Consider the following 21,197-nt stretch of genomic DNA (forward strand, 5'->3'; position numbering starts at 1 on the left):
AACAACCTCTACAAGCACACCGACCTCCAGACCAACTTCGGCGCCAACATGCTCGCCCTGGTGGACGGGGTGCCGCGCACGCTGTCGCTGGACGCCGCCCCCCCGCCCGCAGCGGTGCGCGCTCACTCCCGGCCCAGCGCCCCAGCGACGCCCGGCCAAGGCGCCCCCAGCAACACTCAGCCAAGGCCCCCCAGCCACGCCCAGCACCCCCAGCCCCCCCAGACGAACGCCCCACTCACCCCACACACCCCACCACCCCCCGACAACACCCCCAACAAACCCTCAGCCCCCGCCCCCACAACGACACTTATCCACAGCCCAGCCGTCGATAGATGCGCTCCCGCCGAAAAAGGAGAATCCTGAAGGCATGCATCGCACCGCACGGTGCCGTCTGACAACGGGGGAACATCAGTGGAGACCGCGGACACAACACCGCCCGCCCGCACACATGACAACGACACCACGGCGGATGGGCCACCCCTCGCCGTACCACCGGCCAAACCGCAACTCGCCCTGGAACTCCTGGTGCACGGCGTCGGCGGCACCACACCGGAGGAGATGCTCAGCGACCCGCGAGTCCAGCGCATCACCGGTGACGACACCGCTGCCTGCTATCGCCGTACCGAGGACGCGGACGCGGAAGCGCGCCCCGACGCCTATCGGGGTGAGCCGGTCCGTGAGGCGTACTGCTGGTCCAATCTCACCTCCGGCAACAGCGCCCGCGCCCTCTGGCTGATCCTGGTGCCCTTCATGGTGGCCAACCTCGCCCACTGGATGCGCCCCGCCGCACCACCGGAGCACAGAGCCCAGCGGATCTACGACGTCCTCGTCCGTATCCTGGCGCTCACCCTCACCGTCCTCCTGGCCGCCGCGGCCTGCGAGGTGGCGCTCGACCTCACCGCCTGGCAGTGCGCCGGCACCGCCGCCTGTGTCGACGGCAAGTCCTGGCTGGGCTTCCTCAGTCCGGCCAACTCCGGCTGGTGGAGCGCCCCCGGCCGCCGTCTCGCGCTCGGCTCCGTGGTGCCGCTGCTCGTCATCGGCTTCCTGTGGTGGCTCTCGCACCGCACCTGGAGCGCGTACGAGTCCGCCTCCCCGCCGCCGCGCGACCCCGGCACCTCCCGCGACACCCCCGCCCACCAGCGCACTGTGCTCAGCCTGCACGGCTTCTGGTACGGCCGACGGCTCGTCGCCCGGCTGCGCGCCGCGCACAGCGCGGCGGGCGTGCTCACCATCGCCGCCGCCCTGCGCATCGCCACCGCCAAGCTCGACCGAAGCGGAGGAAGCGGAGCCGGCGGCGGGGGAGACACCGTTCTTGTTGCCACGGGGCAGGTGTTGACCGCGCTGGTGGTGCTGCTCGCCGCCGTCACCCTGGCGGTCGTCTGGCGTACCGCCCGCAGCGAGGCCGCCCCCGACGACCAGTCCGACCGCCTGGTCGTACGGGCGCTGCCGTACGCCTCCCTCGTCGTCCTGGCGCTGATCGCCGTACACGCCGCCTGGTCGCGCCCCGGATCCCACAGCTACGGCCCGCTGCCCGGTGCCGCCGCCTTCGGGGCCATCGCCGTCTTCCAGAGCCTGGTGGTCCTTGCCCTGGCAGTGACCGCCTGGTTCCTCCAGCGTGCCGCCCGCGGGGCGGCCCGCAGCGCCCTGAACGGTATGGGCGGGCCCGCCGTCGCCCTGCTGGCCTGCGCCGTCGGCGGTGTGCTGTCAGGGGGAGTGGCCCAGCGGTTCGCCGACTGGATGGACGGCAATGCCACCCCCGGCCAGGCGCACGCCCCCCTCCCCGGCCCGCCGGTCCTGCTGTCGTGGCAGGCCTCCGTCATCCCGGCCCTGCTGGTCGTGGTCGCCGCCGTGGTGGTGCTGGCCGCCGTCCGGGTGCTGATCGTCCGGGGGCAGGTCTCCCGCAACGTCCCCGGCCTCTACGACCCCAGGGAGCGCCCTGACGAGCGGCGTACGCAGCGGATCGCGGGCACCATCGCCCGCGCCGGGCTCACCGACGCGGCGCCCGTCCTGGTGGCGGTGATCGCCGCCGTCACCCTGGTCCTGGGCGCGGGAGCGGTGGCGGGCGCCTGGCTCACCGACCTCGCGCCCGGCCGCGCCACCGAAGGCGCACCGCCCGTCGTGCATGCCGCTGCCGAGACCGCCGAGTCCCTCGGCTCCTGGCTGATGAGCGCCGGCGTCATACTGCTGCTCGCCATGGGCCGGCGCGCATACCGGGACCACTCGGCCCGCCGCACCATCGGCATCCTGTGGGATGTGGGGACCTTCTGGCCGCGCGCCGCGCACCCCTTCGCGCCGCCCTGTTACGCCGAGCGCGCCGTCCCCGACCTCACCTGGCGGATGGCCACCTGGACCGAGCGGTTCGACGGCCGCCTGGTGATCTCCGGGCACTCCCAGGGCAGCGTGCTGGCCGCGGCCGCCGTCTGGCAGCTGGACCTGGTCACCCGCAGCCGGGTCGCGCTCCTGACGTACGGCAGCCCGCTGGAGCGGCTCTACGGGCGCTGGTTCCCGGCGTACTTCGGCCCGGCCGTGCTGACCGGCCTGCACCGCGAGATGGACGACTGGCGCAACCTGTGGCGCTTCACCGACCCCATCGGTGGCCCGATCCGGCTCACCACCGACGACGGCCGCAACGTCGACCGGGGCCCGCTGCGCGACCCCCTGGCCTTCGGCCGCACCCTGCAGAACCCGCTGCCCGCCCAGATCCTGGGCCACGGCGACTACCAGGCCGACCCGGTCTTCGACGCCGTACGCGCCGAACTGGTCGCCCGGCTGGACCCGGGGGTGCCGGTCCCACGGCCCCAGCTGCCTCAGGGCAGCTCCGGCAGATCCTCCGCGTAGAGCAGGGTGAGGTCATCGGTACTCGGGTCGGCGAGCTGCGCGACCCGGCCCGCGTGCCGCTCGACCATCGACTCGAAGGTCTGCCGGGCGGTCCGGCCGTTGCCGAACGCCGGCCCCTTGGGCAGCGCCGTGAAGTACTTCAGCAGCGCCTCGCCGGCCCCGTCGGCGAGGTGGTACTCATGCTCCTCGCCCTGCTGCTCGACGATCCGGAGGAGTTCCTCGGGTGCATAGTCGCTGAAGGTGATGGTCCGTGAGAAACGGGATGCCACACCGGGGTTGACCGCCAGGAAGCGCTGCATCTCGGCGGTGTAGCCCGCCACGATCACCACCACCGCGTCCCGGTGGTCCTCCATCAGCTTCACCAGGGTGTCGATGGCCTCCTTGCCGAAGTCCCGGCCGGAGTCCTCGGGGGAGAGGGCGTACGCCTCGTCGATGAACAGCACCCCGCCCCGCGCCCGGTCGAACGCCTCCTGGGTACGGATCGCCGTCGACCCGATGTGCTCGCCCACCAGGTCCACACGCGACACCTCGATCAGATGCCCGCGCTCCAACACCCCCAGGGAGTGCAGGATTTCGCCGTAGAGCCGGGCGACGGTCGTCTTGCCGGTACCGGGAGATCCGGTGAAGACGAGATGGCGGCGTACGGAGGCGGCCTTCAGGCCCGCCTCCTGGCGCCGGCGCCCCACCTCGATCATGTTGATCAGGCTGCGCACCTCGCGCTTGACGCTGTCCAGCCCGACGAGGGTGTCCAGCTCGCCCAGCACCTCGTCGGAGGGACGGCTGACGACGGGCGGCTCGGCTGCCGCTGCGGTCGCCGGCGGCGGGCTCTGCGCCGGTACGTTGCCCAGCAGCCCCGCGGTCTGCGTCGCCTGCTGCACCGCGGGCGCGGTCGCCGCCCCGGCACCCGGCGCCCCCGCGGCCCGGCTCTCGTCGCTGGTGCAGTCCTCGACCATGGGGCCGCCGCCGCTGCCGTCCCCCTGTGCATCGGCGAACTCGTAGCCGCCCCGCGCGCACCGCTCCGTACGGCATCGCGCCAGCGTCGTACGGCAGCCGTCGATCACATGGAATCCGAAGCCCGAACTCCCGGTCACCCGGCAGCTGTTGAAGGTTCCGCGGCCCTCCGCCGACACATAGAACCCGGCCTCGGCCGGCGAACTGACCGTGCAGCCCTCGATGGTGGGGTCCGCGCCCTTGGTGACGATCACGCCGGTCTGGGCGCCGTCGATGGTGCAGTTGGCGAGGGTGCCGCCGCTGCCGTGGTCGCGGAACCAGGCGCCGGTGGCCGCCTCCCGGATCCGGCAGTCGTCCAGCTGCACCGTCGCCCCGTCGCTCACCGACACCGCGGTGTTGCGGACCTGGGAGATATCGCTGTCCACGACGTCGGCGCGCGAGCCCCGGTCCAGAACGAAGAGGGCGTCCGGTACGTCGTGCACCCGCGTCGCATCCAGTACGGCGGTCGCGCCGTCGCTGACCCACACCGCCGGATAGTCGCCCGTACTGTCGTGGATCTCGCACTGGTTGGCGTCCACCCGGGTGCCCGGATCCCATACGGACAGACCGTTGCGGCCGAAGTGCCGCACCGTGCTGCGGGTCAGCGTCAGCACCGAACGCGACCGCAGATCGATGGCGTTCTCCGGGATGTCGTGGATGTCGCAGTCGGCGAGCGTGAGGACCGCGTCGGTGTCCAGCGTGACGCCGTCGGCGGAGGTGCGGTGCACCGTGCAGTCGGTGAGGTGGCCGGTGGCCCGCGCGGCCACCTGGATGCCCGCGCCCTTGATCTCGTACAGCTCGCAGCCGACCGCCTCGACCGAGCTGCCCTCGCCGTTCACGCTCAGCCCGGCGCCGGAGGCGTGATGGATCCGGCAGTTCTCCAGCCGTGGATGGGCGCCGCCGCGCACCGCGACCCCGGCCTGTCCCGCGGCCACCACCTCGCACTCCTCGAAGATCCCGCCGGCGCCGTCCAGGACGCTGATGCCCACGCCGCCCGCGTTGTCGACCGTGCACCGGCGGACCGTCGGGCGGGCGCTGCCGCGCACCTCGATCCCGGCCGCGGACCGGGTCACCACCCGCAGACCGGACAGTTCCGGGGCGCCGTCCTCCACCAGGAGCGCGGGGGAGGCGGAGTCGGTCGCCTCCAGATGCAGATCGTGGACGGTGGCCGACGCACGTATGGTCAGGGCCACGCCGTCGGACGGGGCGATCCGCACCGAACCGCGCGCACCATCGGGGCCGCGCAGCGTCACCGCGCGCGCCAGCACCAGATTCTCCCGGTATGTACCGGCCGGGACGGTGAGCACATCACCGTCCCCAGCAGCCTCCAGGGCGGCGGCGAGCGTGCTGTACTCCCCTGTACGGCGCCGCCAACGCGACGTTCCGGAGTGCGTCACCTGGACCGAGCCCTGTGCCATGGCGCTGTCGTGCCCCCACTTCGTGCGGCTGTTGTCGGCAAGGCGGAATCCGTCCGCGGATGTCCGCATTCGGGTCTGCTAGGCCCCAGCCGAGAGGCTGGCTGCACCACCGTAGCGCGCCCGGCGAGCGGCAGTTGACATGGTCAGCCACCTCGCCGGACACCGGAGTCAGCCGCCCGCGCCGGCCCGTCCCCAGTCCTGCCCCGCGCGCTCCCACTCCTGGTCCCAGCGGCGGAAGCGACGCACCATCAGCCGCCAGACGACCAGCCGGCGGCTGCTCTCGATCAGCCCGCCGACGGCCGCCGCGGTGCCCAGACCGGCCAGCACCGCATGCGTACTCGCCGTGCTCGTGTCCATCGGCCGCGGCACCACCCGGCCGCGGTCGTCCGTCCAGATCCGGAAGCGGTCGCCGGGGTCCACGGGCTGCGGCGTGGAGATCTGCCCGAGGTGCTCGCTGCGGTCCCAGGCCGTCCAGCGGGCGATGACCCGGCGGTGGGCGTCGCGCTGCGAGGACGTCTCGGGATCGGGGTCGAGCGGGGCCCGGGAGACCAGCCGGTCGGCCGTGGCCCACACCAGATGCCGCTGCTCGTGCTGTATGCGTACGGTCCCCAGGAGCGCGCCGTTGGTGGCCTGCCCGGCGAGCCAGCCCACCGTCGTCGCGCCGAGAGCGATCAGGAGAGCGGCGGCCAGTGCGACCCACGCTTCGAGCCGATCCGTCGCGCGCCGCAGCGGATTGTGCCGCCAGTGCCATACGCCTCTGATCGCTCGCATCGTCGCTCCCCCCTCTCCGTGTCCGTGAATACCTCATCAGGGGGCACCCATGCCAGAGTTCGGCGAAGAGAGAGCAACATCACGCCAGGCGCGGCGGCGGTATCCGGGCGGGCGGTCAGCGCAGTCGTACGGCCACGGTCACCACGGCGCCAGCATTGTCCCCATCTGCCGTCTCTGTTACGGCAGTTCCGGCGGCGACCGCGAACCGGTCCGCCACCAGCCGTGCCGGCCACAGCCCGCGCCCGGTCGGCGCTCCGTCGAGCCCCGGCAGCAGCTCGGGGATCACCGCCTCGCTGAACCCGGGCCCCGCGTCGCTGATCCGGCACTCCAGCTCGTCGCCGACCCGCAGCAGCACCAGCCGCCCCGAACCGCCCGCGTGCTCCACGGCGTTCCCGGCGATCTCGTCGACGGCCAGGACGAACTCGCCGCGACGGGGCCCGCACAGGCCCTCGCGGACCGCGCACTCCTCCACCAGGAGCCGCAGTTGCGGCAGAAGCCGGGCGGTGAAGCGGCGCCGCAGCAGCGGGCGGCGGTGAATGTGCTCCCCTGGCCGCAGCAGCGGGACGGGGAGCAGATGGCCGCGCCGGCCCGATCAGTCGAGTATCTCGAACGGGTCGCCGATACGGATCGTGCCCGCCCCGCGCGGAATCAGATTCTGGCCGAAGACCAGCCCGTCACCGAAGCGGCGATGCCGGCCGAGCGTGCGCAGCGGTTCCTTTCCCCGCTCGGCGGTGTGCTGGTCGGTGGTGGTGACCACGCAGCGTGCGCTGGGTTTCGCCACCTGGAAGACCACCTCGCCGATGCGCACCGTACGCCAGTCGTCCTCCGCCCAGGGGGCGGTGCCGTCCACGACCACATTGGGCCGGAAACGGTTCATGGGCAGGGGGCCCTCGTCGGCGTGGTCGCCCTGTGCGATGAGGGAGTTGAGGGCGTCCAGCGACGAGGTGGACGTCAGCAGCAAGGGGTAGCCGTCGGCGAAGGTCACCATGTCACCGGGCTCGGAGTACTCCGGGTCGACGGGCCGGCGTATCTCCGGGGCGTCGAGATGCACCAATTCGGTCTCGAAGCCGAGATATTCGCGGAACCACGCGGCCGCCTCGGGGCCCGCGGATACCGCATTGATCTTGTCCCGGAAGTGCACGACCGGAATCGTTACGCCGGGCTCGGGCACCTGGACCGTCAGCGGCGGCATCCCGGGCGCGGTCAACCTCAGGGCGCCCGCGGCCAGCTGCTCGGCATGGGCCAGTGCCATCCTCGGCTGCGGCCGTTGCGTCAGCAGCTTGCGCCCGGCGTCCACCACCATCCAGCGACGGTCCCCGGCGAGCCCCCACGGTTCTACGACCGCCTCGCCGGGTCCGGACCCCGCAATGGATTTGACCGGATAGAGATGGATTGCTTGGAGCGCGGACTTCGGCATGGATCCATCCTGCCAGCCGCCTCCGACACTCGGCCGATGAGCCGGTTCGGTGCTCGTTCCGCGCAGCTTCGGTGCCCGTTTCAGTACCCGCGCGGGTACTGCCGGCCTCCGTAGGGGTCGTCGTACGGCGCGGCCGGGCGCGGCGCCACCGGACGAGGCGCGACCGGTGCCGCCGGCCGCATGGCGTCGTACCCCGTGCCCATGCCCGGGGACGGGCGCTGGGGCTGCTGAGGGTGCGGGGCCTGATATCCGCCGCGGGCGCCCGCCTGCTGGGGGATGTAAGGCGCCGGAGCGTGCTGCAAAGGGGCGACCGGCTGCGCGGCGGCACCCGGGTAGCCCTGCGCCGGCGAGGGTGCGGCCGGAAGTGCCGGAAGCCGAGAGGAGAGCGCCGGCAAATAGGACGAACCCGTGTCGTAAGGGGAGGGGTTCACCTGGATCGGGGCGATCTGCGGCGTGCCGCGCTCGGCCACGAGGCTGTCGTAGATCGGAGTGTCCGGGAAGGAAGGCGAAGCGTAGTAGCCGCCGCCGTAGGTGGAGCGGGGGGAGGTCATGCCTCATAAGTTAAGCCCACGATGTGCAGATTGGGGAGCCTGAAAAGAGGGTTGTTTTACGTGTTGTGAGTGGTCGTCGATCCTCAATGCGAGCGAACTTGCGGAAATCGGTCGCGATCGACCGTAGGAATCGTGTAAAGACCTCGCTTCTCACCGGTGAACAAGGGACGTTCGGGGAGGTCCGGGCCAAGTAGGTTGGGAGTGTCCCTGTCGGGGGCACGGAGGACGAGCGGACGAGAGGAAGGCGCGGCGATGTCGATGCTCAAGGGCAGCAATGTTCCGGTCCCGGCCCCGGCGGTCCGGGTGGAGCTCGGCTGGCAGGCGCCTGCGGGCACCCCGGACGTGGACGCCTCCGCCCTGCTGCTGGCGTCCGGAAAGGTCCGCGGCGACGCGGACTTCGTCTTCTACAACCAGCCCGCCCACGCCTCGGGCGCCGTACACCACGAGGGCAAACGGCCGGCCGGTGGCGGGATGACCGATAGCCTCCGGGTCGACCTCACCGCCGTCGAGGGCGCCATCGACAAGGTGGTGCTCGCCGCCTCCGCGGACGGCGGTGCCTTCGGGAGCGTCCCCGGCCTGCACATCCGGGTGCTGGACGCGACGAGCGGTGCCGAGCTCGCCCGCTTCGACAGCCAGGACGCCACCACCGAGACCGCCTTTGTGCTCGGCGAGCTCTACCGCCGCCAGGGCGCCTGGAAGTTCCGTGCGGTGGGGCAGGGGTATGCCACCGGGCTCGCGGGCCTGGCCAAGGACTTCGGCATCAGCGTGGACGAGGAGCCGCCCGCGGCACCGGCGCCCCAGGCGGCACCGGCCCCCATGCCCCCCGCGCCCCCGTTGCCGACCGGTCAACCGGTGGCGTCAATTCCGCCGCCGCCGGGCGCGCCCGCGCCGCCCCCCGCGCCCGCTGCCGTTCGTCTGACAAAAGTCACCCTCACGAAGGACGCTCCGGCCGTCTCCTTGACGAAACAGGGCGGCACCTCGGGCGCGATGCGGGTGAACCTCAACTGGACCAGCGGCGGCACAGGCAAGCGGCTGACCAAAAAACTCGGCCGCAAGGCCCTGGAAGCCATGGGTGCCCGCGGCGCGCTCGCACCGCAGTCCGGCGAGCTCGACCTCGACCTGTGCGCGCTCTACGAACTCACCGACGGCGCGGCCGGCGTGGTGCACCCCCTCGGCGGCAATTTCGGCGCCCTGCACACCCCGCCGTACATCCAGCTCGACGGCGACGACCGCACCGGGGCCGTCGAGGCCGGCGAGAACCTGACCATCAACCTCGACCAACAGGCCCGCATCAAGCGCATCCTGATCTTCGTCACCGTCTACGCCGGCGCCCGCAGCTTCGAGGGCCTGCACGCCACCGTCACCCTCCAGCCGCAGCACGGCGCCCCCGTCGACTTCTCCCTCGACGAGTGCCGGGTGCCCTCCAACGTCTGCGCGCTGGCCCTGATCACCAACACCGGCAGCGAACTCGTCGTCCAGCGCGAGGCCCGCTATCTCGTCCCCGAGCCCGGCATCAGCCCGCAGCGCACCGTCGACCACGCCTACGGCTGGGGCCTGGACTGGTCCCCGGCCAGAAAGTAACGGGGGAGCGGCTCACGGCGCCCCGTACGTCCGGCCCTTCCATGCCGCCCCGCGCCCCCGGTAGTGCTGCACCGCCGAGTCCACCGTCATCAGGAGATAGAGCAGCGCGGTGAACGGCAGCAGCGGCGCCGTCCACCATGGCTGCCCGTAGTAGCGCAGCATCGGCAGATACGTCCCGCACATCACCGCCCAGGCTGCGCCGCCGAGCACCGCGGGCGCCGTCTGCCCGCCGGCCAGTCCGGCGATCAGCGCGACGGGCGGCGCCAGATACACCAGCGCGAGACCGATGACGGTGCCCAGCAGAAGCAGCGGCTGGTGCCGCAGCTGGGCGTACGCGCTGCGCGAGACCATCCGCCACAGCTCGGCCGGCCGCGCATACGGCCGCACGCTGTCCACCCGGTCCGCCAGCCCCAGCCAGATATGCCCACCCGTCGCCCGCCGCCGCCCCAGGCCGAATCGCTGCGCGATGCCCCCGCTCGATCCACTGCGCTGCACGGCCCGCGCCAGCGCCACATCGTCGATCACCGCACCCCGGACCGCCTCCGGGACGCCCGCCCGCTCCGCCGCCTCCGTCCGCAGCAGCACACACCCGCCGGCCGCCGCCGCGGTCCGTGCCCCGGGCCGGTTGACCCAGCGGAACGGGTACAGCTGCGCGAAGAAGTACACAAAGGCCGGGACGATCAGCCGTTCCCAGCACGTCACCACCCGCAGCCGCGCCATCTGCGACACCAGGTCCAGGTCCGCCGACCGGGCCGCCGCCACCAACTCCCGCAGGCTGTCCGGTTCGTGCGCGATATCGGCATCGGTCAGCAGCAGAAATTCGGGCGCCACCCGCTCCCGGGCCAGGGCGATGCCGTGCCGTACGGCCCACAGCTTGCCCGTCCAGCCCGGCTCCGGCTCACCGGGCGAGGACACCGTCAGCGGCAGCCCGCCCCGCTCGGCGGACAGCTCCCGGGCCAGTGCCCCGGTGCCGTCCGTACTGCCGTCGTCCACCAGGAACACCTCGGCCCGCCCCGGATACTTCTGCGCCAGCAGCGACGGCAGGCTCTCCGGCAGCACCCCGGCTTCGTCCCGCGCCGGGACCACCACCGCGACCGACGGCCAGCGCTGCGGGTCCCGGCGGGCCGGCAGTCGTACGTCCGTCCGCCAGAAGAAGCCCCGGCCCAGCAACAGCCATCCCCAGGCCAGCAGCGACCCGGCGCCGATCCACTCCATCGCTCCCACGGCCGCAGTCTGCCGCACCGCCGTGCCGCCCGCCCGGACCCCGCGCGTGGTCCCGGGCCCGCGTCTTGTCCGTACCTCGTGGCCGGTATGACAAGTCGGGCGCGCGAACCGATAAAGTGTCCGGGTGAAGATCGCGCTCATGGACTCCGGGAACGGGCTGCTCCCCACGGCCGCCGCCGTGCGGCGACTGCGGCCGGACGCCGACCTTGTGCTCTCCTCCGACCCCGACGGCATGCCCTGGGGCCCCCGTACCCCCGACGACGTCACCGCGCATGCGCTCGAGGTCGCCCGCGCCGCCGCCGCGCACGCCCCCGAGGCCCTGATCGTCGCCTGCAACACGGCATCGGTGCACGCCCTGCCGGCCCTCCGCGCCGAGCTGGAGCCCGCCATCCCGGTCATCGGCACCGTCCCCGCCATCAAGCCCGCCGCGGCCGCCGGCGGCCCGGTCGCCATCTGGGCCACCCCCGCCACCACCGGCAGCCCCTACCAGCGCGATCTGATCGAGCGCTTCGCCCACGGCGTGGACGTCACCGGAGTGCCCTGCCCCGGCCTCGCCGACGCCGTACAGGAGGCGGACGACGCCGCGATCGACGCCGCCATCGCCGCCGCCGCGCGCGTGACCCCCCGCGACATCCGCGCGGTCGTCCTGGGCTGCACCCACTATGAACTGGTCGGCGAACGCATCAGCGCCGCCCTCCAGCAGCCCGGCGCCCCCGCCCTCGTTCTGTACGGCTCCGCCGAGGCCGTCGCCGCCCAGGCGCTGCGCCGCATCGGTGCCGAGCCCGCGCCCGCCGCCGCCCCGACCGGCGGCCTGCAGGTGATCCTCAGCGGCCGCCCGGCGGGCCTCCCCGCCGTGGCGCTGGCCTACGAAGAGGGCCGGCTGCTCGCTCAGAGCGGCGACGGAGCCGTCCTGGCGGCACGCGGCTGACGTCAGCCATGACGTAGGCCGCGTCGCCGTTCCGGCAGGAATGACGCGCCCGACACGCTGCCATGGCGTGCGAAGGCGCGTACGCTGCGTCCCATGAGGGACCACCCCCACGAGGGGGCAGCAGCCCCCGACAGCGACGCCCCGAGCGACGGCGCCGGCAGTGGCGCGCGCCCTCTGGGCGGTGCTCATACGGAGATTCCCGAGGTCTGGCACGGCAGCGCCACCAACCGGGTCCAGTGGATCCTGGCCGCCGTCGGCGCGGGTTGTCTGGCGCTGGGCATCGAGCTGGCCGTCGCGAGCTCCTGGACCTCGGGCCTGACACCCCTGGTGATGTCGGTGGTCGGCTGTGTCGCGGCCGGCCTGCTGGTGCTGTTCGGCACGCTCGCCTTTGTCCATGTCGCGGTACGGGTCGATGCGGACTATCTGGAAGTGCGGTGCGGCCATATAGGAGTGCCCCGCCGCAGGATTCCCCTCGACCTGGTGGTCGGCGCCGATTTCGCGCCACAGGTCACGCCCCGCCACTGGGGCGGCTGGGGCTACCGCTGGCGCCCCGAACAGGGCACCGCCGTCGTCGTACGCCGCGGTGAGGGCCTGGTCCTCACGCTCGGCGACGGCCGTACCTTCACCGTCACCGTCGACGACGCCGAGGCCGCCGTCCGCTGTATCCGCAGCCGGCTGAGCCTGCGCAAGGGCACCCCGGCCGGGACCTGAGCCGCCGGGCGCGCGGGCCGCCTGCGTACCGCCGCCGTCCCGTAGGGTCGAGGCATGGCAACCCCTGACTTCATCCGTGAGCTGCGCACCTCGATCGGCCGGCAGCTGCTGTGGCTGCCCGGCGTGACCGCGGTCGTCTTCGACGACGAGGGCCGGGTCCTGCTGGGCAAGCGGGTGGACACCGGCGGCTGGGCGGTGATCGGCGGCATTCCCGAGCCCGGCGAGCAGCCGGCCGAGACCGCGGTGCGCGAGGTCTACGAGGAGACGGCGGTACGGGTGGTGCCCGAGCGCGTCGTCCTGGTGGAGGCTCAGCCGAAGATCCGGTACCCGAACGGTGATATCTGCCAGTTCATGGACGTCACGCTGCGCTGCCGCGCGATCGGCGGCGAGGCGAGGGTCAACGACGACGAGTCGCTGGAGGTGGGCTGGTTCGCCCTGGACGCCCTGCCGTCGCTCGAGGACTACGCCCTGACCCGTATCAAGCGGGCGGTGGAGTCCGGGCCGACATGGTTCCAGGGGATGGGGGAGGAGCCCCAGATGCCCGGCGTGGGGGTTTCCCGCTCCGACGACACCCCCCAGGAGCCGGCCCTTTAGAGCTCCTCCGTGGACGGCTCGTCCATCGGGTCGCTCGGCTCGTCGGGCAGGCTCGGGAGCCGGGACTCGTCCGGAGCCCCTGGCTCATCCGGACCCTCCGGACCGGTGTCCTGACCGGACGGCTCCTCCGTGTGCATCTCCCGGCTGTCCTTGCTGCAGGTGCTGATCCAGGTACCCGTCGGCCCGCTCTCGTACTGGCACAGCCAGCCCCGTACGGCCAGCGACCCCGGCATTTCGCCGTCCTGCTGCGGCGCCTGCAGAAAGAATTCGGTCATCACCTCGTGGGCCTCTGCGCAGCCCACGGTGCCGCCGGCGCCGGGGTCCGCGAACAGTGCGACGCTCTCGTCCCTGCCCAGCGCATCGGGAATCTTGCCGCAGCTCACGGGCTGCCCCGGGATGCCGGCGGACGGGCCGGACGACGGCGGACCGTCCTCGGGACCGCCGTTCCCGCCATGGCTGCCGCTGGGCCCGGCTCCACCGGCCGGCCGCTCCCGGCTCTCGTCACCGCTCCCGCACCCCGCGGCAGCGAGGGCGAGCAGCACGGTCGGCACGGCGATGAGCCTACGCATGATCGGACTCCCTTGGTCGGACTCCCTTGGTCGGACCCCTCTTGCCGGGCTCCCCTGATCGGACTCCCCGGTCGGGCCCGATCGGACTCCCTGGTCGGCTCCTCATGTGGTCGGTCGGACTCCCCTGACGGCGGCGGTCCGCAGGCGGCGTACGGCGTCGATCGACGGTAGGAGCCCCACGGCGGGCGCGGCGATCCGGGGCGGCTGATCGGGTGACGGATCCCCGGCGGGTACGGCACGCCCGAGGCGCCGCCATGACCATGACCGGCACGCCACCAGGCCCCGTATCCCTCGATCCGGCGCGTCGGCCAGGGGGATGACGGGGTCTCACCTGTCCGGTCGGCGGCCGGGCGGGTGAATTCGTGCCCAAGGCTGTGATCCACAGGGGCCGGGCGCCTTTAACACACCGATGGCACCCACGACCGGCCTCGCCGTCAGGAGCGACGCCCACACCGCTCCGTCTCCCTCCGCCGGACCAGACCGGAAAAGACCAGAACAGAGCCGCATGACCTCCTCCTCCACCCCCTCGGCCCCGCCCCCCGCGCAGCTGTGCGCGGACCTTCCCGACCCCACGGCGCTCGGCCTGGTCACCTCGGGAAACGACGTCTGCGCCCTGGTGGCCAGCGCCTTCACCGGGCGGCACCTCGCCACCATCCCGGCGTCCGTGCCCACCGACGTCCACCGGGCCGTGGGGCGGGCCCGCACCGCCCAACAGCGGTGGCACACCGTTCCGTTGTCGCGGCGGATCGGCATTTTCCGGGAGCTGCGGGCCCGGTTCCGGGCGGAGCGCGCCGTCCTGTTCCCCGCCCTGGTGCACGGCTGCGGCCTCGGCTCCCTGGACACGATCACGGAACTGCACACGGCCGACCGCTACTTCCCGTCCTGCGAGGCCGCCGCCCGCGCGCACTTGCGCCGGTACCGGCTGCCCCGGCCGCATCTGAACGGCGGCAGCGGCGCACGGTGTGCGCCGGGACACGCGGTGGTGACGTCCTGCACCGATGACGCCCGCCCCTTGATGTCCCTGCTGGAGGGAGCCCTGCCCGCGCTGCTGGGCGGAAGCTGCGTCATCACCAGGCTGAGCGCGCGTACGGCGGTGGCCGCGCTGCGGATGGCACAGCACGCCCGCGCCGCCGGTCTCCCGGACGGCGTCTGGCAATTCGTCCTGCCGCAGGGCCGGACCGCCACCTGGGCCCTGCACGCCCTCCTCGCCGAGCACACCGATGCGCGTAGCCCGCACTGCTGCCCGGCCACGCCCCGCCCGGAGGACGAAACCCTGGCGGCGCCGGGCCTGTTGGTCGTACGGCACGACGCCTGTGTCCCGGCGGCCGTCCGCGCGGCCGTACCGTCCTGCTTCGGGCGCGCCGGCCGCACCTGCGCGGCCGCCTCCCTCATCGCCGTACACCAGAGCACCTGGGCGTCCTTCGAGCGCGCCTTCACCAGGGCGGCGCTCCACTACGCGGCCCATCCCGCCAGCCGCACCGCCCTCCCCGTCGCCAATGCCGAGCGCGGCGCCGCATGGGCACAGGCCGCTCGCGCCTGCGGAGCCCGGCCGGTGCTCGGCAGCCCCCAGCGGTTCGCGCCCCGCCCGGATGCGCTCTGGCACCCCGTGGTCCTGGCCGCCTCCTCGTGGGACGGCGCCCCGATCCCCGCCGTACCCCGCGCCCCGCTCGCGCTGCTGGTCCGCTACACGGCCTGGTCCGAGATCCTGGAACTGGCCCGGCACACCAACCGGCACCTGGGGATGTTCACCCGCACCCGGTCCTCCCAGCTCCAGCCCCAGTTCGCCGGCCTCCCCGACGGCCACCTCACCCTCAACGCCGCACCCCGCTCGGGACTGTCACCCCGGCAGGCGCTGGACGCCCTGCAGTGACCGGCACCCGGTAGCGGGCCGGCCCCTCCCGCTACGCCCCTCACCTGGCCGAAGCCGCTCCGGCACCCCCGCAGCGGTACGATCCTGCGTCCGTCGCCGCACGTCCGACCCCTCCCCAGAAGTGGACCCCATGAGCGCGATCAGCATCGGTCAAGCCCTCGTCCTCGGTGCCGTCGAGGGGGTGACGGAGTTCCTCCCGGTTTCCTCCACCGGCCACCTCAAGATCGCCGAGGGCCTGATGGGGATCCCCGTGGGCGACAAGGCCGTCGTGGGCTTCTCCGCCGTCATCCAGGTGGGGGCCATCGCCGCCGCGCTCGTCTATTTCTTCAAGGACATCGTGCGGATCATGGGCGCGTGGTTCCGCGGTCTGGGCAACCGTGAGGAGCGGTACCACCACGACTACAAGTTCGCCTGGTGGGTCCTCTACGCCACCCTCCCGATCGTCGTCGTGGGCTTGGCCGCCAAGCCCCTGATCGAGGGACCGCTCGCCTCTCTGTGGGTGGTGGCGGGCTCACTGATCCTCGGCAGTGGCGTGATGTGGGCGGCGGACCAGATGGGCCGGCACAAGCGCGGCGAGGACGACACGTCCCTCAAGGACGCCATGTGGGTCGGCTGCTCGCAGATCCTCGCCCTCCTCTTCCCCGGCTTCTCCCGCTCCGGCGCGACCATGTCCACCGCCCTCATCCTCGATCTGGAACGCGTCGCGGCCACCCGCCTGTCCTTCTTCCTCGGCATCCCCGCCCTCACCGGAGCCGGCATCTATGAGCTGAAGGACGCCATCGGGTCAGGCACCTCCGTCGTGCCGCTGGCCGTCGGCACGGTCGTCTCCTTCGCCGTCGCCTATGCCTCGATCGCCTGGCTGCTGAAGTTCGTGGCCAAGCACTCCTTCAACTCCTTCGTCATCTACCGGATCGTCATCGGCGTGTTCCTGTTCGGACTGCTGAGCGCGGGGATGGTGGGCTGACTCCGGGTCCCCGGGATATCGGGTGTGCCGGGTATCGGTGTCCGGGGGAGCGGGAGTCCCGGGTGTTACGCGGGAACCGCGGCCGTCGCCGCCCAAGCGGCCGGGAGGCGGCTGAGGCTTTCGGTGCGCAGCTGGGCGTAGCCGGGGCGGATGGTCTGGTGGATCAGGGCGAGGCGCTCGTCGAAGGGGATGAAGGCGGACTTCATCGCGTTCACGGTGAACCACTCCATCTCGTCCAGGCCGTAGCCGAAGGTGTCGGCGAGGTGCTGGAACTCCTGCGTCATCGTGGTGCCGCTGACCAGGCGGTTGTCCGTGTTGACGCAGACGCGGAACTTCAGCCGGCGCAGCAGGTCGATGGGGTGCTCGGCGTACGAGGAGGCCGCGCCGGTCTGGAGGTTGGACGTCGGACATACCTCCAGGGCGATGCGGTGGTCGCGTACGTAGGAGGCGAGCCGTCCCAGCGTGACCGAGCCGTCGGCGGCGACGGCGATGTCATCGGTGATCCGGACGCCATGGCCGAGCCGGTGGGCCCCACAGCGCTGCACCGCCTCCTGGATGGAGGGCAGGCCGACGACCTCACCGGCGTGGATGGTGATGTGGCTGCTCGCGGCCCTGAGGTGGTCGAAGGCGTCGACGTGGCGCTCGGGCGGGTTGCCGGCCTCGGCTCCGGCGATGTCGAAGCCGACGACGCCGGAATCGCGGTAGGCGACGGCCAGTTCGGCGATCTCGCGAGAGCGGTCGGCGTGCCGCATGGCGGTCAGCAGGGTGCCGACGCGGATCGTCCGCCCGTCGGCCGCGGCGCGCCGCTCGCCCTCACGGAAGCCGTCGTTGACCGCCTCGATGACCTCTTCCAGGCCGAGGCCGCCCTCGAGGTGCTGCTCGAGGGCGTACCGGATCTCGGCGTAGACAACCCCGTCGGCGGCCAGGTCCTCGGCGGCCTCCGCGGCGACCCGGTGCAGCGCCTCGCGGGTCTGCATCACGGCGCAGGTGTGCGTGAAGGTCTCCAGGTAGCGCTCGAGCGAGCCGGAGTCGGCGGCATCGCGGAACCATGCGCCGAGCTGCGCGGGGTCGGTCGTGGGCAGGCCGTCGTACCCGCCGGCGCGGGCGAGTTCGACGAGGGTGGAGGGGCGCAGGCCCCCGTCCAGGTGGTCGTGCAGCAGGACTTTCGGCGCCTGGCGGATCTGTTCGCGGTCGAGGGTGCCGGAGGCGCCGGTGCTGCTGGGCGAGAGCTTGTCTGACAAGTGCATGGGGTGGGAGTGTAGCCGTGGAATCCCGTAACCGGAACCGGGGGCCGTCCCCGACGCGATGCGGCCCCCTCCGGCCGGTCAGCGTGATTGCCACACGGGGAGGGCCGGGGCCCCGGTGGGCAGCATGTACTTGGCCGCCAGGACCGGCGTGCGCCCCAGGTGGACGACCTGGGTCACCAGGACGGCCGGGGTGTCCGCGGGCCGGTCGAACTGCTCTCCCCGGCGGCGGCCGAGCATGGTCGCGACCATGGTGGAGGCGCCCTTCAGGGGCATCCCGCGTCCCGCTTCCAGCAGCAGCCGGAGCATGGTTGACGGTGCGCCCTGCTCCTTGTCGAGCGCCTGCGCGGGGGCGAGGCCGAGCCCGGCGAGGGTCTCGTCGGTGGCCGACCACTCGTGCGCCAGGCAGGACGGCAGGGAGTTGACCTCGATCATGCTCTCCCAGAACCGGACCTCGCCGTGGGCGGGCAGCAGCAGATGCTGGGCGGAGAAGTCGGTCGGCTCCTCCAGGGTCTGCGCCAGCCGTACGGTACGGACCGCCTGCCCCGCGCCGAGCAGTACCTCCATGGGCTTCAGGGTCTCGAAGCCGCGCTGCGGCGGGTGGTGGTTGACGGTACGGCCCACCCCGCGCCGTACCGTGATGACCCCGTCCTCCTGGAGCAGGATCAGGGCCTCGCGCAGCGCGGGCCGGCTGACGCCCAGGTCGGCGGCGAGCCGGGGTTCGGTCGGCAGCTGCGATCCGGGCGGGTAGACGCCCTGATGGACCGCTTCCACGATCCGCTCGTACAGCACGACGACCGGGCGCCGCTGCTGTTGTCTGTCAGCCATTGCCATCTCCTGAGGTTGTCGTCGGACTGCCGCTGACCGGCGGTCCAGCCTACGCAAGCGGGGCGCGGGAGCGCCTTGGTGCCCCGGGATGCGGCGGCCGTACGGCAGGAGGTCCAGGGCACGGCGGTACGGCAGGCATCGCCCATGACGCCCCTCTTGGGCGTCGTCGGGTCCCTTTGGATCTCTTGACAGCCCTGTGAACGCAGAGGTAGACCAGTTCCTCAGCGCTTCTTGTCAGACAAGTAACGCTCGCGCGGGGAACCGGCCGGCAAGGCGGACAGAGGGCGGCCCGCCCCACCCACACCGCGCCCCGCACCCCCTTTCCCTCTCCCCCTTAGGAGCCGCCATGTCGTCGCGCTCGGACACCGAGAAGCCGCGCTCCGAGAAGCCGCGCTCCGACAGCCGCCCCGGCATGCTGCTGGCGCTGGCGCTGGCCGTGCTCGGCTATCAGCTCAACGCCACCATGCTCAGCCCGGCCCTCCCCGACGTCATCCATCGCCTGCACACCACCAGCGGCCTCGTCGGGCTCTCCCAGACCCTGTTCTTCCTGTTCGCGGCGATCGGGCAGGTCACCCTGGCCCGGCTCAGCGACTACCGCGGCCGCAAGCCGATGATGCTGCTGGCCTGTCTGCTGGTGATCGTCGGCGACATCGCCTGCGCCGCGGCCCCGGACATCGGTGTGTTCCTCGCGGGGCGCGTCCTGCAGGGCTTCTCCGCCGCCCTGTTCACCCTGGCGTTCCTGACCCTCAACGACACCCTGTCGCCCAAGGGCTTCGGCCGCGCCGCAGGCATCATCACCGCGGTCAACGGCGGGTTCGCGGGTGTGGACGCCGTCTTCGGCGGCCGGCTGGCGGACACCGTCGGCTTCCGCGGCATCTTCCTGGCCGGTCTCGCGGTGTCGGTGGCCGGCACCCTCGCCGTACGCAAAACCGTCCCCGCGACGCCACCCACCGCAACGGGCCGGATGGACTGGCGCGGTACGTCCTTCCTCGGCCTCGGCCTGACCGGGCTGCTGATCGGCCTGGCGCAGGGACAGTCCTGGGGCTGGCTCTCCGCGCCGACCGCGGGCTGTGTGCTGGGCGGCCTCGTCGGCCTGGTGGCGTTCGTCCTGGTCAGCCGGGGCAACCGGGACGCCATCATCGACACCGGTCTGCTGGCCTCGCGCCGCGCCTGGCCGCTGCTGGCCACGACGGTACTGACCCTCGCCGGCGCCTTCGGGGCGCTCACCCTCACCGTGCCGCTCTTCACCCAGGACCCGCACGCCGCCTACGGCCTGAACGCGACGGAGTCCGCGCTGCTCTTCGCCACCCCCGCCCAGGCCATCGGCGTGATCGGCGCCCCGCTCGCGGGCATCCTCGGCCCACGGATCGGCTGGCGCCGCAGCGTCATCATCGGCTCCGCGGGCTCACTGATCGCCTTCGCCGTCGCGGTGCCGTTCATGACCTCGCAGTGGATCCTCGTCGCCGCCCTCGCGGTGCTCGGCATCACGTACAACGGCCTGAGCATCACCGCCATCAACGCCCTGGCCGTTGTCTCGGCCCCCGCGGACCAAAAGGGCGCACTGCCCGGCCTGAACGGCGCCTGCTTCGGCATCGGCGCCTCCCTCGGCACGGCCCTCGCCTCTGCCCTGATCACCGCCGCCGGCAGCGTCGGCGCCCATGGCTCGGGCCTGTATGCGACCGCCATGTGGGCCTCACTGGTGCTGCTGGCCGCGGCGATGGTGACCACACTCGCGATCAAGGCGGCGCCGAAGGGAGTTACCGGGGCGGAGCCCGCTCGGGAGGTCGTCCCCGCTTTGCACATGTGAGCCGGCGCGGCGGCGGGAACCCGATACGGAGGGGACGCGTTGAGGGGTGGGGGCTGAGGGGAGTGCGGGTGAGCTGGGATGTGGCAGCAGCGCTACGGGGCGGGGTCGTGGACCGCCACCACGCCTGGGATTTCGTGCGGCACTTCGCCGCTGGGTGGACGGCTGCCCCGCTGCGGGCCGACGACGGTGTTGCGGAGGCCGAACTGCGCGCCGTAGAGCGGGAATTGGGCCATAGGCTCCCCGCCGCACTGCGGGAGGGCTATGCCCTGTTCGGGCGGCGGCGCGATGATCTGACGGGTGGGCAGGACCCGTTGGTCCCGCCGACCGGCCTCTTCGTGGACGCCGGTCCCGGCGGGCACGACAGCACAGTCCTGGTCTTCCGCCGGGAGAACCAGGACTGCGCCGCCTGGGGAATCCCCCTCGATCGGATCGCTCGGATCGAGCAGACCGAGCGGATCGAGCAGACCGACCAGGACGACCCTCCGGTGGTGGTGGGGTCCGTGGGTGTGGGGTCGCGCTACGACTGGGTGCCGTACCTGGATCAGATGTCCGTTGCCTGGGTGGAGCTGGTGCTCAGCGCGTACCTCTTCGGGGCCGGGCCCTTGTACGACGCCTGCGAACTGCCGGAGGCGCTGGTTCCGCGGCTCCTTGCGGGGTACCGCCGGGTCGATCTGCCGGACCATCCGATGTGGACGGGCGCCGAGGAGTCCCCGGTGCGCTGGTACGCGGCTCCGGGGTGTCTGCTGCGCCGCGATGGCGTCGTCAACCACTCCTGGCTCCACGTACGGGCGCGGACGGCAGCGGACCTCGATGCCGTCCGCGCCGCTCTGCCCGGTGCCTGGGTCGGGTGACGGGACCGTAGGCGGACGTACCGGACGTCCGGCCGCTCGCG

At 72.6% G+C, this 21,197-nt stretch carries 18 protein-coding genes and 1 pseudogene; 10 read left to right on the plus strand and 9 right to left on the minus strand.

The genetic code is table 11. From position 1 onward, the window contains the following. Together AB0D04_RS35210 and AB0D04_RS35215 are read left to right on the plus strand one after the other, a co-directional pair. Window positions 1-363 (plus strand): annotated as a pseudogene (locus tag AB0D04_RS35210) (hypothetical protein); the annotation flags it as partial. A gap of 48 nt (window positions 364-411) precedes the next feature. After that, window positions 412-2,838 carry a hypothetical protein gene (locus tag AB0D04_RS35215; protein WP_362711464.1) on the plus strand — a complete coding sequence of 809 codons (2,427 nt, stop codon included), beginning with the start codon at window positions 412-414 and terminating at the stop codon, window positions 2,836-2,838. Here AB0D04_RS35215 and AB0D04_RS35220 read toward each other — a convergent pair. The 5 genes from AB0D04_RS35220 to AB0D04_RS35240 form a co-directional block, all read right to left on the minus strand. Beyond that, window positions 2,808-5,246: a right-handed parallel beta-helix repeat-containing protein gene (locus AB0D04_RS35220; protein WP_362711486.1), complete on the minus strand. Its 2,439-nt coding sequence runs from the start codon at window positions 5,244-5,246 to the stop codon at window positions 2,808-2,810. The two genes, AB0D04_RS35215 and AB0D04_RS35220, sit on opposite strands and share 31 nt — an antisense overlap. Window positions 5,247-5,414: 168 nt before the next feature. Next, window positions 5,415-6,017: a hypothetical protein gene (locus AB0D04_RS35225; RefSeq protein ID WP_362711465.1), complete on the minus strand. Its 603-nt coding sequence runs from the start codon at window positions 6,015-6,017 to the stop codon at window positions 5,415-5,417. A gap of 115 nt (window positions 6,018-6,132) precedes the next feature. Then, the gene (locus AB0D04_RS35230; RefSeq protein WP_362711487.1) at window positions 6,133-6,576 is read right to left on the minus strand and encodes an ATP-binding protein; all 444 of its coding nucleotides are present in this window, start codon (window positions 6,574-6,576) and stop codon (window positions 6,133-6,135) included. 33 nt (window positions 6,577-6,609) lie between these two features. After that, on the minus strand, window positions 6,610-7,434 hold the full coding sequence (locus AB0D04_RS35235) for an MOSC N-terminal beta barrel domain-containing protein (protein WP_362711466.1): 825 nt from the start codon (window positions 7,432-7,434) through the stop codon (window positions 6,610-6,612). A gap of 80 nt (window positions 7,435-7,514) precedes the next feature. Then, complete coding sequence (locus AB0D04_RS35240) at window positions 7,515-7,985, minus strand: DUF6643 family protein (RefSeq protein WP_362711467.1); 471 nt, start codon at window positions 7,983-7,985, stop codon at window positions 7,515-7,517. A gap of 252 nt (window positions 7,986-8,237) precedes the next feature. On the opposite strand from AB0D04_RS35240, the gene AB0D04_RS35245 reads away from it, so the two are divergent. Further along, complete coding sequence (locus AB0D04_RS35245; protein ID WP_362711468.1) at window positions 8,238-9,566, plus strand: TerD family protein; 1,329 nt, start codon at window positions 8,238-8,240, stop codon at window positions 9,564-9,566. A 12-nt stretch (window positions 9,567-9,578) separates the two neighbouring features. Here the strand turns inward: AB0D04_RS35245 and AB0D04_RS35250 are convergent, their stop codons facing one another. Next, window positions 9,579-10,781 carry a glycosyltransferase gene (locus AB0D04_RS35250; protein WP_362711488.1) on the minus strand — a complete coding sequence of 401 codons (1,203 nt, stop codon included), beginning with the start codon at window positions 10,779-10,781 and terminating at the stop codon, window positions 9,579-9,581. 133 nt (window positions 10,782-10,914) lie between these two features. On the opposite strand from AB0D04_RS35250, the gene AB0D04_RS35255 reads away from it, so the two are divergent. The 3 genes from AB0D04_RS35255 (at window position 10,915) to AB0D04_RS35265 (ending at window position 13,023) form a co-directional block, all read left to right on the plus strand. Next, window positions 10,915-11,718, plus strand: a complete 804-nt coding sequence (locus AB0D04_RS35255; protein WP_362711469.1) for an aspartate/glutamate racemase family protein — start codon at window positions 10,915-10,917, stop codon at window positions 11,716-11,718. Between the two features lie 93 nt (window positions 11,719-11,811). Further along, on the plus strand, window positions 11,812-12,429 hold the full coding sequence (locus AB0D04_RS35260; RefSeq protein WP_362711470.1) for a hypothetical protein: 618 nt from the start codon (window positions 11,812-11,814) through the stop codon (window positions 12,427-12,429). A gap of 54 nt (window positions 12,430-12,483) precedes the next feature. Beyond that, window positions 12,484-13,023, plus strand: a complete 540-nt coding sequence (locus tag AB0D04_RS35265) for an NUDIX domain-containing protein (protein WP_362711471.1) — start codon at window positions 12,484-12,486, stop codon at window positions 13,021-13,023. Here the strand turns inward: AB0D04_RS35265 and AB0D04_RS35270 are convergent. Then, the gene (locus AB0D04_RS35270) at window positions 13,020-13,592 is read right to left on the minus strand and encodes a hypothetical protein (protein WP_362711472.1); all 573 of its coding nucleotides are present in this window, start codon (window positions 13,590-13,592) and stop codon (window positions 13,020-13,022) included. The genes AB0D04_RS35265 and AB0D04_RS35270 overlap by 4 nt on opposite strands. A 505-nt stretch (window positions 13,593-14,097) precedes the next feature. Between AB0D04_RS35270 and AB0D04_RS35275 the strand changes: the two genes are divergently transcribed. Continuing rightward, complete coding sequence (locus tag AB0D04_RS35275; protein WP_362711473.1) at window positions 14,098-15,462, plus strand: aldehyde dehydrogenase family protein; 1,365 nt, start codon at window positions 14,098-14,100, stop codon at window positions 15,460-15,462. A gap of 130 nt (window positions 15,463-15,592) precedes the next feature. After that, window positions 15,593-16,426: an undecaprenyl-diphosphate phosphatase gene (locus AB0D04_RS35280; RefSeq protein WP_362711474.1), complete on the plus strand. Its 834-nt coding sequence runs from the start codon at window positions 15,593-15,595 to the stop codon at window positions 16,424-16,426. Between the two features lie 65 nt (window positions 16,427-16,491). Here AB0D04_RS35280 and AB0D04_RS35285 read toward each other — a convergent pair whose 3' ends face one another. Then, on the minus strand, window positions 16,492-17,673 hold the full coding sequence (locus AB0D04_RS35285; protein WP_362711475.1) for an adenosine deaminase: 1,182 nt from the start codon (window positions 17,671-17,673) through the stop codon (window positions 16,492-16,494). 78 nt (window positions 17,674-17,751) lie between these two features. Then, window positions 17,752-18,498, minus strand: coding sequence for a GntR family transcriptional regulator (locus AB0D04_RS35290; RefSeq protein WP_362711476.1), 747 nt, complete (start codon window positions 18,496-18,498; stop codon window positions 17,752-17,754). Window positions 18,499-18,844: 346 nt separating this feature from the next. Between AB0D04_RS35290 and AB0D04_RS35295 the strand changes: the two genes are divergently transcribed. Both AB0D04_RS35295 and AB0D04_RS35300 read left to right on the plus strand, forming a co-directional pair. Then, window positions 18,845-20,305: an MFS transporter gene (locus AB0D04_RS35295; RefSeq protein WP_362711477.1), complete on the plus strand. Its 1,461-nt coding sequence runs from the start codon at window positions 18,845-18,847 to the stop codon at window positions 20,303-20,305. 68 nt (window positions 20,306-20,373) lie between these two features. Further along, complete coding sequence (locus AB0D04_RS35300) at window positions 20,374-21,156, plus strand: SMI1/KNR4 family protein (protein ID WP_362711478.1); 783 nt, start codon at window positions 20,374-20,376, stop codon at window positions 21,154-21,156. Window positions 21,157-21,197 lie beyond the last annotated feature (41 nt).

The organism is Streptomyces sp. NPDC048483, from assembly GCF_040651455.1.
Classification (GTDB): domain Bacteria; phylum Actinomycetota; class Actinomycetes; order Streptomycetales; family Streptomycetaceae; genus Streptomyces.